General features: G+C 54.0%; 12 protein-coding genes. 8 read left to right on the top strand and 4 right to left on the bottom strand.

The window, feature by feature from the left end; genetic code table 11:
* The 3 genes from QZ279_RS02980 to QZ279_RS02970 all read left to right on the top strand — a co-directional run.
* On the top strand, nucleotides 1–626 hold a 626-nt coding region (locus tag QZ279_RS02980), incomplete at its 5' end, for a cation:proton antiporter (RefSeq protein WP_293447725.1).
* 47 nt (nucleotides 627–673) lie between these two features.
* Nucleotides 674–1,558 carry a tellurite resistance TerB family protein gene (locus tag QZ279_RS02975; RefSeq protein WP_293447722.1) on the top strand — a complete coding sequence of 295 codons (885 nt, stop codon included), beginning with the start codon at nucleotides 674–676 and terminating at the stop codon, nucleotides 1,556–1,558.
* 127 nt (nucleotides 1,559–1,685) lie between these two features.
* Entirely contained in the window at nucleotides 1,686–2,000 is a 315-nt protein-coding gene (locus QZ279_RS02970) for a BLUF domain-containing protein (RefSeq protein WP_293447720.1), read from the top strand.
* Nucleotides 2,001–2,149: 149 nt separating this feature from the next.
* On the opposite strand, the gene QZ279_RS02965 is transcribed toward QZ279_RS02970, so the two are convergent.
* Nucleotides 2,150–3,535: a DEAD/DEAH box helicase gene (locus tag QZ279_RS02965; protein WP_293447717.1), complete on the bottom strand. Its 1,386-nt coding sequence runs from the start codon at nucleotides 3,533–3,535 to the stop codon at nucleotides 2,150–2,152.
* A gap of 173 nt (nucleotides 3,536–3,708) precedes the next feature.
* Here QZ279_RS02965 and QZ279_RS02960 point away from each other — a divergent pair, with 173 nt between their 5' ends.
* The 4 genes from QZ279_RS02960 (at nucleotide 3,709) to QZ279_RS02945 (ending at nucleotide 6,776) form a co-directional block, all read left to right on the top strand.
* Complete coding sequence (locus QZ279_RS02960) at nucleotides 3,709–4,131, top strand: Fur family transcriptional regulator (protein WP_293447714.1); 423 nt, start codon at nucleotides 3,709–3,711, stop codon at nucleotides 4,129–4,131.
* A gap of 3 nt (nucleotides 4,132–4,134) precedes the next feature.
* Nucleotides 4,135–5,007 (top strand): DMT family transporter, encoded by an 873-nt coding sequence (locus tag QZ279_RS02955; protein ID WP_366513834.1) that lies wholly within the window; start codon nucleotides 4,135–4,137, stop codon nucleotides 5,005–5,007.
* 78 nt (nucleotides 5,008–5,085) lie between these two features.
* Nucleotides 5,086–6,363, top strand: coding sequence for a phosphopyruvate hydratase (eno, locus tag QZ279_RS02950; protein WP_293447711.1), 1,278 nt, complete (start codon nucleotides 5,086–5,088; stop codon nucleotides 6,361–6,363).
* Complete coding sequence (locus QZ279_RS02945) at nucleotides 6,360–6,776, top strand: cupin domain-containing protein (RefSeq protein ID WP_293447709.1); 417 nt, start codon at nucleotides 6,360–6,362, stop codon at nucleotides 6,774–6,776. The genes eno and QZ279_RS02945 overlap by 4 nt, the downstream gene beginning before the upstream one ends.
* Nucleotides 6,777–6,830: 54 nt before the next feature.
* Here QZ279_RS02945 and pgi read toward each other — a convergent pair whose 3' ends face one another.
* From pgi to zwf, 3 genes are read right to left on the bottom strand one after another with little or no spacing between them, the layout of a single operon-like run.
* Nucleotides 6,831–8,426 (bottom strand): glucose-6-phosphate isomerase, encoded by a 1,596-nt coding sequence (pgi, locus tag QZ279_RS02940; RefSeq protein ID WP_293447706.1) that lies wholly within the window; start codon nucleotides 8,424–8,426, stop codon nucleotides 6,831–6,833.
* 15 nt (nucleotides 8,427–8,441) lie between these two features.
* A complete protein-coding gene (pgl, locus tag QZ279_RS02935; protein WP_293447704.1) occupies nucleotides 8,442–9,113 on the bottom strand; it encodes a 6-phosphogluconolactonase in 672 nt (223 codons plus the stop codon).
* Entirely contained in the window at nucleotides 9,110–10,564 is a 1,455-nt protein-coding gene (gene zwf / locus QZ279_RS02930) for a glucose-6-phosphate dehydrogenase (RefSeq protein ID WP_293447701.1), read from the bottom strand. The genes pgl and zwf overlap by 4 nt, the downstream gene beginning before the upstream one ends.
* 186 nt (nucleotides 10,565–10,750) lie before the next feature.
* On the opposite strand from zwf, the gene QZ279_RS02925 reads away from it, so the two are divergent.
* The gene (locus tag QZ279_RS02925) at nucleotides 10,751–11,704 is read left to right on the top strand and encodes a radical SAM protein (protein ID WP_293447699.1); all 954 of its coding nucleotides are present in this window, start codon (nucleotides 10,751–10,753) and stop codon (nucleotides 11,702–11,704) included.
* Nucleotides 11,705–11,862: the final 158 nt, after the last annotated feature.

Raw genomic sequence — 11,862 nt, 5'->3', positions numbered from 1 at the left:
CTTCCAAGAGGCTGTGGGCGGCGCACTCCTTGGTATCGTACTCGGCTGGCTCACGCCGTATTGATGACTACTCGCTTGAGGTACTTTTGACCCTCGGCCTTGCCTTTGGTGGTTATGAACTTACCGTCTATCTACACGTGTCCGCGCCCATCATGGCAGTTTGTGCGGGTCTTTTGATCGGCGAAATTGGCACCAAGCAAGGGATGAGCAAACAAACCCGCAAATACGTAGACGCCTTCTGGAAGTTGATCGACGAAATCCTGAACGCCGTTCTGTTCTTGATGATTGGTTTCGAGGTCTTCGCCATCGCGTTCGAGGCCAGCTTCCTTGTCACGGGCGTTATGGCCATCGTCCTCGCCCTGATCGCACGTCTTGCCGCCGTGGCGATTCCTGTGCTTTTGCTTAAGCCCTTCCGCCAGTTTAGCGCAGGCGTCATTCCCATCATGACATGGGGCGGTCTTAAGGGCGGTATCTCGGTCGCGCTGGCGCTTTCGCTGCCTGACGGGGAATGGCAGCCACTAATTCTCACTGCCACATATATTGTGGTGATCTTCTCGATCATCATACAAGGACTAACAGTCGCGCGCTTGGCCAATCGCTTTGGCCGCGCACCAGACCTCGTTTAATCGCATATCAACGGGCAGCACGCCCAGCATTTTTTTGGAGAAATATTATGAGCCTTATGGGAACCCTTGCGAAAGTCGCAATCGGATATGCAACTGCACGCGGCGTTGACAAAATGGCAGGTGGCGGCGGTTTGGGCGCATTGCTTGGCGGTGGCCAGCATGCAGAGGGCGGCGCAGAGGCTACAAACCCTATGGCGGCGATGATGCAGCAAATGATGGGTGGCTCGGGCGCAACTGAAGGTGCGTCCAACCCAATGGCTGATATGATGAACAAAATGACGGGCACCGGTGATGCAGGCGCAGAGGCGTCCAACCCGATGGCCGCAATGATGCAGCAAATGACAGGTGGCGGTGCAGGCGGCGGCATGGACATCCAAGGAATGCTTGGCGGCCTTATGGGCGGTGGCGCATCTGATGATGGCGCTGACAAAGGCGGATTGCTATCGTCACTTGGTGGCGCAGCGGGCGGCGGCGCTGGTCTTGCGGGCATGTTCGCAGCAATGGGCGGCGCGGCTGCTATGGGGGGCAAAGGCGTTGGCGACATGCTCGACGGTTTTGGCAAAGCGGCCCCCGCAGCGCCAGACGCTGAAGAATCCGCAGGCCTCATTCTGCGCGCGATGATCCAAGCCGCAAAATGCGACAGCGATATCGACGATGCAGAACGTGCCAAAATTCTTGAGACCATTGGAGAAGATGCCGACGCTGTAGACATGGCCTTTGTTCAAGCACAACTGGCCGCGCCCTTGGATGTCGAGGCCTTGGCCCGAGACACGCCAGACGCACAGAAATTCCAGCTATACGCTATGTCGATGATGTCGATCCGCGTCGATACACCTGCCGAAAAAGCCTACATGGGCGCGCTTGCAGATGCGCTTGGAATTGATCCACAGACCGCGCAAATGCTGAACATGCAAATGGGCGTGACTGCATAGCGACTGTACCGAATGGGTTAAAACTAGATAGATTTTTAGGCGCTTTGGGTTCAACCCCAGAGCGCCTTTTTACGTTTTAGTAACCTGCAGACACCACAAAGGCGTAGATTGAGTAATGGTGGGATCTATGGATATCTATTTTGCGTTGTATCGCAGCAAATCAAGATCACATCTGAATGCTTGGATTGTCACCAAGATTATCCGCACCAGTATGCGCAACAACAAGCGCGAGGGTCTAACTGGCTTTTTGCACACCGACAAAGACCATTTTTTGCAATATTTGGAAGGCCCGCATGATCCCTTGATGCGTCGCTTGTCCGTGATCCACAAAGATCCCATGCATTACAACTTTATGATCCTTGCGGATGGCACAATAGACGAACGTCTTTTTCCTGATTGGGATATGGGTCAAATTCGTTTCTTGCAGCCACAATATGAGTAAAATATTGTTGATATGGGGTGGATGCGCCCGAATCCAGATGTGGATGCCCTGCCCTTGCTGACCGCGTTCGCAGCCAATGCCCTAGATGGTGAAAAGGTCACGATAACCGCAGTACGTGACCCCCTCAATGTCTTCGAATTTAAAGTGATCTATGCAGCAGGCGCTCCGCCACCGCCGCCACTGCGACGCCGACGTCCGCCACCGGGTTTACCGCCGCCGCCACCTGCGCCACCGCCGCCTTCACCTTGGGGACGTGTCCCGCCTGGCTTGCCGCGACGCGCACCGCCACCTGGCTTGCCACCGAGTTTTCCCCCGCCACCGCCGCCAGGACGACCGCCGCCACCTTTGCCGCGACCACCGCCGCCCATGCCAGACCGGCTTTTGGCGGAAGGACCATCGAAATCAACCCAAGGCGTACCCGACTCAACTGGGATAGAAATCTTCATCGTTTTTTCGATGTCTTTTAACAAATCCATCTCGTCAGGCGCACAGAACGCAATCGCAGCACCATCTTTGCCTGCGCGCGCCGTACGGCCGATACGGTGCACATAGGCATCAGGAACGTTGGGCAGTTCGTAGTTATAAACATGGCGCACATCAGGGATATCAAGTCCACGCGCAGCAACATCCGTTGCCACCAAAACCATCATGTCGCCCTTTTTGAACGCGGCCAAAGCGCGCTCGCGCTGGCCTTGGCTTTTGTTGCCGTGAATGGACGTGGCCGCAAAACCGCGCGCAACCAACTGCTTCATCAGTTTTTCACAACCGTGCTTGGTGCGACCAAAGACCAGAGCGCGCTCGTCTTTGTGCTTGCCCAGCAATTCGATCAGCAAAGACTGCTTTTCAGACTTGGCAATAAAGTGAACAACCTGCGTGACCTTATCTGCCGCCTTGCCCGGAGGTGCGACTTGGATACGGCGTGGGCTTTTCAGGTATGTGTTCGCAATCTCGTTCATCTGCTTTGGCATCGTCGCCGAAAACAGCATGGTTTGGCGCGTCGCAGGCAAAAGACCCGCAATCTTGCGCAGCGCATGAATAAAGCCAAGATCAAGCATTTGATCGGCTTCGTCCAAAACGAGGAAATTCGCGTCCTGCAACGTCAACGCGCGGCGATCCAAGAGATCAAGCAAACGTCCGGGCGTGGCGACCAGAATGTCGATGCCCTTTTCCAAGCGCTTGGATTGTACGTTAATAGATTGACCACCAACAACCAGCGCCACCTTGATCGGCGTGCCAGTCGTGTAGTCCTTCAGGTTCTCAACGATCTGGCCTGCCAGCTCACGTGTTGGCGCTAGGATCAGCGCACGCACGGATTTTGGCAAAGGGCGACCAGGGTTCTGGCTAAGAAGTGTGATCAACGGCAAGCCAAAGGCTGCCGTTTTACCTGTTCCCGTCTGGGCAAGGCCCAAAACGTCGTGGCCATTCAAGGCCTCTGGGATAGCACGTGCCTGAATGGGTGTCGGTGTGGTGAGGCCTAATTCCTTCAAACGGCTTACAAGCCGGTCGGTTAGACCCATAGTTTCAAATTCGCTCAACGGATACTCGTCCTTTAGGGGTTATCTTTGCAGCGCAGCCCGTGGTTGGGCGCGTTTTGCAGCGTTTGAGTGGCACATGGCCCCTTTGCCCCCCCAAGTCAACTGTACACCCCCTTTTCCCCTGCGTATCCTTGCGCTAGACACATCTCTCAACACGAAGCCGGAGCCCCGTCATGGCCGATTCCACCATCATCGAACGTTGCGAGGCCAAAGGCCTGCGTATGACAGGCCAACGCCGCACGATTGCGCGCGTGCTTCAAGCCAGTGACGATCACCCCGATGTGGAAGAGCTATATGCCCGCGCCTCTACAGCGGATTCAGGCATTTCGATTGCAACGGTGTATCGCACGGTAAAGCTGTTCGAAGAAGCTGGCATCCTAGAAAAGCTGGAATTTGGAGACGGGCGCGCGCGCTATGAAGATGCAGAGCGCGATCACCATGATCACCTGATTGACATGAATTCCGGTGAGGTCATAGAGTTCGTTGATCCAGAGATTGAAAAGCTGCAAGAACGTATCGCAGCGCGCCTTGGCTATACACTTAAAGGTCACAAACTCGAACTCTACGGCGTTCCAATCAAACCGAAAGCAAACTAGCGCGTGGGAAATACCCGCGCCGCGCTATTGATGGTTCTCTCCATGGCAACGTTCGCTTTAGGCGATGCTTTCGTGAAAATGTCATCTAGCACCATGTCGATCTCGCAAGTTTTAATCTTCATGGCGATCCCGGGCTTGATCATCTTTAGCGCCCTTGCCCAACGTTCAGGCCAAACACCATTTTCACGTGGGTTCTTTGAAAAACCCGTAATCGCACGCAACTGTGTCGAAGCTGTTACCGCGATCTGCATGGTCAGCGCTTTGTCTATGGCCCCCTTGTCATTGGTGATTTCAATCATCCAGGCCGTGCCGTTGATCGTTACATTAGGGGCAGCGGTTCTGCTTAAGGAAAAGGTCGGCCCACGGCGGTGGTTCGCCCTGTTCGCAGGCTTCTTCGGCGTCATGTTGATGCTGCGCCCAGACACCAGTGGCATTCCCATCGGCGCTGTTTTTGCCCTAACCGCGGCCTTCGGACTGTCCGCGCGTGATCTGATCACACGGATCATGCCGCAAAGCGTTGGAACCTTGCAAATGGCCACATGGGGCACCGCTGCGATCATTCCCGCAGGTTTGGTGCTTTTGCCTTTTACAGGCCCGCATGAAATGCCTGCGCTAAATGGCTGGCTCATTGTGCTCTGTGCCTCGCTCGCGAATGCGGTCGGTTATTATTCCATCACTGCTGCGATGCGACTGGGCGACGTGTCCTTCGTCACACCGTTCCGCTACACGCGCCTTGTCTTTGCACTGATAATTTCAGCGCTATTCTTTTATGATCGCCCCGATACACTGACCCTAATCGGTGCAGCCCTTGTGATCGGCTCTGGCCTGTTCGTCATGTGGCGTGAAAGAAAACTTTCCGTTAGCGGTAACACTTAGGTCGCTAACAGGGTTCCCCCCAATGATCGCACCGTGTAAAGAAGCCTCAAATCCATTGATTTAGAGGAAAAACACGCCATGAGCGCTATCATTGACATCCACGCCCGCGAAATTCTTGATAGTCGGGGCAACCCGACCGTCGAAGTCGATGTGATCTTGGAAGATGGCAAAATGGGGCGTGCTGCAGTTCCCTCTGGTGCCTCCACAGGGGCACATGAAGCGGTTGAAAAGCGGGACGGCGACAAGAACCGCTACATGGGCAAAGGTGTTCTGGAAGCCGTCGCATCCGTCAACGGCGAGATCGCCGAAGAACTGTTGGGCATGGACGCGACCGAGCAAGAAATGATCGACGCGATGATGATCGAACTTGATGGCACCCCAAACAAAGCCCGCCTTGGCGCAAACGCGATCCTCGGCGTGTCCTTGGCCGTCGCCAAAGCCGCTGCTGATTTCAGTTCCATGCCACTATTTCGCTACGTTGGCGGCACATCCGCGCGCACGCTCCCCGTTCCAATGATGAACATCATCAATGGTGGCGAACACGCAGACAACCCGATCGACATCCAAGAATTTATGATCATGCCAGTGTCCGCGACCAACATCCGCGAAGCGGTGCGCATGGGGTCTGAGATCTTCCACACTTTGAAAAAAGAGCTGACTGCCGCTGGCCTGTCCACAGGTATCGGCGACGAAGGTGGTTTTGCACCCAACATTGGCTCCACCCGTGAAGCGCTTGATTTCATTATGAACTCTATCGCGAAGGCTGGCTACAAAGCGGGTGATGACGTTTACCTCGCGCTCGATTGTGCTGCGTCTGAATACTACAAAGACGGCAAATACGAATATTCTGGCGAAGGCAAATCCCTTACATCAGCAGAGAACGCCGCCTACCTTGAGGCGCTCGTGAATGACTACCCGATTATCTCGATCGAAGATGGCATGCACGAGGATGATTGGGACGGCTGGAAGGTCTTGAATGATCTGATCGGTGATCGTATCCAGCTTGTAGGCGACGATTTGTTCGTAACTAACCCAGAACGTTTGGCCATGGGTATCGAGCGTAGAAGTGCCAATTCAATGTTGGTAAAAGTCAATCAAATCGGAACCTTGTCGGAAACTCTTAAAGCTGTCGATATGGCGCACCGCGCGCGTTTCACGAATGTGATGAGCCATCGTTCTGGCGAAACTGAAGACGCCACAATCGCCGACCTTGCCGTTGCAACAAACTGCGGCCAGATCAAAACCGGCTCGCTCGCGCGCTCAGACAGATTGGCAAAATACAACCAATTGATCCGTATTGAGGAAATGCTCGGCGAAACCGCGCTCTATGCTGGACGTTCTGTTCTCAAGTCATGAACGCTGACATGATCATAAAGCACCTAGATCTCCAGCCGCACCCAGAGGGCGGCTGGTATCGCCAAACCTATATTGACGACGCGCAACCACGCGCGAATGGAACGTGCATCTATTTCTTGCTTCGGGATGGCCAAGCCAGCCATTGGCACAAGGTCGATGCCGCTGAAATCTGGCATTATTACACGGGCGCTCCACTTGTTTTGTCGCTGTCAGAAACGGACCAAGGCCCCGCCACAGATTACATGCTCACACCTGATCTAAACCAAGGCATGCCCCAGCTCATTGTGCCGCCGCACCACTGGCAAGCCGCGCGCACCACAGGCGACTTTACCCTTGTTGGCTGCACCGTCTCGCCTGGCTTTAATTTCGAGGGCTTTACGCTGGCCGCGCCAGACTTTGACATCCCACGTTAACGCCAGCACTTCTCCTTTTCAAAATATCCCCGCCGGAGGCTGCGCCGCTCGCACTCAGGCCCGCGCGCGAATATAGTTCACCAAACCGCGGGTCGACCCATCTTTGCCATCCGCACTTTCACGCCCCTCTACGATTGGTTGCAAAGCTGTGGCAAGCTCTTTGCCCAACTCAACGCCCCATTGATCGTATGAATTGATGCCCAAAATCACACCCTCTACGAACACACGATGTTCATACAAAGCAATGATCTGGCCCAAAACTTCTGGCGTCAACTTCGGGTAAAGCAACGTCGTCGATGGGCGATTTCCGGGGAAAATACGGTGACGCGCTTGGCGTTCCAACTCCGCACCTTGCAACCCCTTTGCGGCCATCAATGCGCGCGCTTCCTCAAGCGAACGCCCTTTCATCAAGGCCTCAGATTGCGCAAGGCAGTTGGCGGCCAGCAAATCATGCTGATGCGTCAAATCAGGCTCATGCCCTTCGGCCGCCAGCAAGAATTCGCACGGCACAACGCGACTGCCTTGGTGGATCAATTGATAAAACGCATGCTGACCGTTCGTGCCGGGTTCGCCCCACACAACAGGTCCTGTGTGAACCGGCGTGTCAGAGCCATCCATGCGCACAGATTTGCCGTTACTTTCCATTTCAAGCTGCTGCAAATATGCAGGCAATCGCAACAAACGCTGATCATAGGGCAGAACAGCGCGCGTTGCATGATCGCAGACCTGATTGTGCCAAATCCCGACAAGCGCAAGCATAACAGGCAGGTTTTCAACAAGTTCAGCAGACCGGAAATGCAAATCCATTGATTGCGCACCGCGCAGGAATGCGCGGAACGCAGGGCCACCGACAGCAATCATAATGCCCAGACCAATCGGACCCCAAAGCGAATAGCGACCGCCAACCCAGTCTTCAAACCCGAATACGCGTGATGTGGGGATACCGAACGCACCCGTTTTTTCATCGGACGTGCTCAGCGCTGCAAACTGTGCAGCGGGGTCTTTTACATTCTCAGACATCCACGCCATCGCCGTGCGCGCGTTGGTCATCGTTTCAATCGTCGTAAACGTTTTCGAGGCCACAACAATAAGCGCCGTCGCCGCATCAAGTCCACGCAGCGTGTCCGCAATATGCGCACCGTCTACATTGGACACATAATGAACGCGCGGTCCGTCATGATAGGGCGCAAGCGCCAAAGTCGCCATTGCAGGACCAAGATCTGATCCACCGATACCGATGTTCACCACGTCTGTGATCTGTCCACCCTGCCCTTTAAACGCACCACTGCGCACAGCCTCGGCAAATGCTTCCATCCGATCCAGTGTCGCAAGAACGTCTGGCATGACATCGATACCGTCCACGAAGACCGCGTCACCATCAAGGTTGCGCAACGCCGTGTGTAAAACAGCGCGTCCTTCAGTTTCGTTGATCGTTTCACCTGCAAACATCGCATAGCGTTTCGTGCCAACACCAGCGTCACGGGCAAGCCCTAAAAGAGCGTCGCGCGCCGCGCCATCCATGGATGTCTTTGAGTAATCAAACAACATGTCCAAAACCGAGAGCGAGAAAACATCGGCGCGCTGCGCGTCTGCGTCGAACAGGTCCGTGATAAGCGCATCGGTCTTGAGCGATTTTACGTCAGTCCACATAATTCAAAGTCCTTTTCAGGGTGCCCAATGCACGTCAGCGCCAGTCAAAACTGCTTTGATCGGGGCCTCAATCGGGTCCAATCCTTGCGCTTTTTCAAACGCAGCCCGCTTTTCAGCACCGATGATGACGATGTGTTTTCGCAAAGCGCCATCCAGCACGCGCGCGCTGAGGGATACGCGGGTTTCTTGGGTATCCGTCGCAGCAATTGGCAATAAAATTGGGGCATCGGGCGCAAGACCCTCGGCCAATTTTTCAGCACGCGGAAACAGAGACGCCGTATGCATATCTGCGCCCATCCCCAGCAAAAGGACGGCAATTGGCAATTCAGGTGCAATCATTTCTTCAAGCGCATCTAAGACCTGCTCAGGTTGCTCCGCCTCTTTATATAACGGCAACAGACGCGCTGCGGCCGCGCGGTTCACCAACAGGCGTTCGCGGATCAGCAAGGTATTGGAGCGATCACTGTCGCTGGGTACCCAGCGTTCGTCGGTCAACATGACATCGACGCGGTCCCACGGCAAATCAGCCGCACACAGCACATCAAACAAGGGACCGGGTGTTGTTCCACCAGGCACCGCAAGGCACACACGTTCTTCATGCAAAAGCGCTGCGTTCAGATCACCCGCAATTTGATTTGCAAGGTCGATCATCATCATGTCGGAATCGGGATACTCAATGAAATTCATGTTTTTATCGGTCTCCAAATACGGCCATCGCGCGCGATCATCGCCATCGCATCTGTGGGCCCTTCGCTTAACGCATCATAGGGTTTTGGTACATCCGCGCGTGCTTGCCAGCCCTCAATGATTAGATCGGTCCATGCCCATGCGGCCTCGACTTCGTCGCCACGCATGAACAGGGTCTGGTTTCCACGGATCACATCCATAATTAATCGTTCATAGGCATCTGGCACGTCTGCTGCGTCTGGGCCAAGCGCTTCTGCAAAGCTCATATCAAGCGGCACATCCACAAGGCGCATTCCGCCCGGACCCGGTTCCTTGATGGTAACGTCAAGCGTCATGCCCTCATTGGGCTGCAAACGGATGCGCAACTCGTTGTTATGCTGCCCTGCTTTTGCGCCAAAGATCGAATGTGGGGCGTCTTTGAACACCACAGTAATATCAGAGGTACGCGCCTTAAGACGTTTGCCTGTGCGCAAGTAGAACGGTGTCCCCGCCCAACGCCAATTGCTAATCGCCATTTTCATAGCGATAAAGCTTTCTGTTTTGCTAGACGGGTCTTCTACATGCGTTCTGTAATCAGCCTCGTCATCGCCCGCGCTATACTGACCACGTACGATGTGATGCGGCTCGACTGGCTCAAGCGCGCGGATAACTTTCAGCTTTTCATCGCGCACCGCATCTGGGTCAAACTTTGCAGGGGGTTCCATCGCGATCAAACACAACAGCTGCATCAAGTGATTCTGCACCATATCGCGCATCGCGCCGGACTTGTCATAATAGCCCCCGCGCCCGCTAACACCGACAGTTTCAGCGACAGTAATTTGAATATGATCCACATACTGGCTGTTCCAAAGCGGTTCAAACAACATATTCCCAAATCGTACAGCCATCAGGTTTTGCACGGTTTCTTTGCCCAGATAATGATCGATCCGGTAGATCTGCGTTTCATCAAAATGCTTTGCCAACGAGGCATTCAGCGCTTTCGCGGTTTCCAGATCGCGACCGAACGGTTTTTCCACAACGATGCGACTGTCATCATCGGCCATATCAAAGCGTTGCAAACGTTCTGCAAGATCACCAAACAAGCCTGGGCCGACAGAGAAATAGAAGGCGTTCACCAGTTCTTTACGTACTTTCGTAGCAAGTTCAGCCCAGCCCGTGTCGCCACGCGCATCCACAGTCACATAATCAATCATCGCTAAGAACGCATCCAATGTGCCGTCTTCACAGGTGCGACCACCACCGAATTCTTGCACGGCTTCGGTCACAAGAGTACGGAATTCGCCCGCATCGTGATCACCGCGCGCAGCGCCGATGATCATACTCCCGTCTGGAATTTGCCCAGCACAGTACCGACGAAATAAACCCGGTAAGATCTTACGACGTGCCAAATCGCCCGTACCGCCAAAGATAACAAGGTCAAAAGGTTCAACAGGAATCACGCGTGAAACCATGGGAATGCTCCAATATTTACAGGCGCTGTTAGCGCTAACTTACTTTTCACGTCTCACTAACGTGACTTTCAGAGAATGTCTAACACCCGATTAATACATCACAATGGTGTCAGCGACACTAAGGGTCCTTTTCTGTGCGACAAACGCGCGCTACACCGATTTTTATCGCGCGACGAAGGATGGCTCATGAAAGATCTAGAAAACCTTAACCAACCCTCAGAAAAGTTTTCTGACCCATTCACCACCGCAAAGGGTGAAACGCGTGCAAGTGTGGCACTAAGTGATCCGCAAACTCTTTGGTTCAACACAGGAACTCTGTGCAATATTGAATGCGAGAATTGCTATATATTAAGTTCGCCCAAGAATGACGCGCTGGTCTATATTACCGCCGACGAAGTGCGTGATTATCTGGACCAGCTTGAGACCCGTAAATGGGGCGTGCGCGAGATTGCGTTCACGGGCGGTGAGCCGTTCATGAACCCTGAAATGATCGACATCACACGGGCGTCTTTAGAACGTGGCTATGACGTTTTGATCCTAACAAACGCGATGCGACCAATGATGCGCAAATCCATGCGCGCAGGTTTGTTAGAGCTGAACGCAGCCTATCCCGACAAATTGACGTTGCGCATTTCTGTAGATCATTGGTCTGAAGAGAACCACGACACCGAACGCGGCAAAGGGACGTTTGCAAAGACGATCGAGGGCATGGCATGGCTGCAAGAGAACGGTTTTGCGATGGCCGTCGCGGGCCGTACGGTTTGGGGCGAAAGCGATGCCGCATCGCGCGCAGGTTACGCCGCATTGTTTGCGCAGCATGGTTTTGACATTGATGCGATGAATGCGGGCCAAACGGTGCTGTTTCCAGAGATGGATGAAACCGTCGATGTGCCTGAAATTACCACCGATTGCTGGGGTATTTTGGATAAATCCCCTGATGCCATGATGTGTGCGTCGTCACGCATGGTTGTGAAGCGCAAAGGTGCGGAAAAGCCTGCGGTTATAGCCTGTACGTTGCTTCCTTATTCGGATGAGTTTGAATTAGGGAATAGCTTGGAAGACGCGGAAAAGTCGGTCCAGCTGAACCACCCACATTGCGCGAAGTTCTGTGTACTAGGCGGCGCAAGTTGCTCGGCCTGACAGTGATATAAGCAATGAAACCGCATCAAGATGTTTTGAAAAACATTGTGCCAGATGTTCGCGCTACGTTGCAAACTCGGTCAAATTTTGCAGGACTTAAACACGCCACGTCCTATTTTGGCGCGCTGATCTTAACGTCGACTTGGATTTTTTTTGGT

The organism is Planktotalea sp. (assembly GCF_018607965.1).
Lineage (GTDB): Bacteria > Pseudomonadota > Alphaproteobacteria > Rhodobacterales > Rhodobacteraceae > Planktotalea.
Note: the sequence above shows the minus strand (reverse complement) of the source record. Positions and strands in the feature narration are given on the sequence as shown.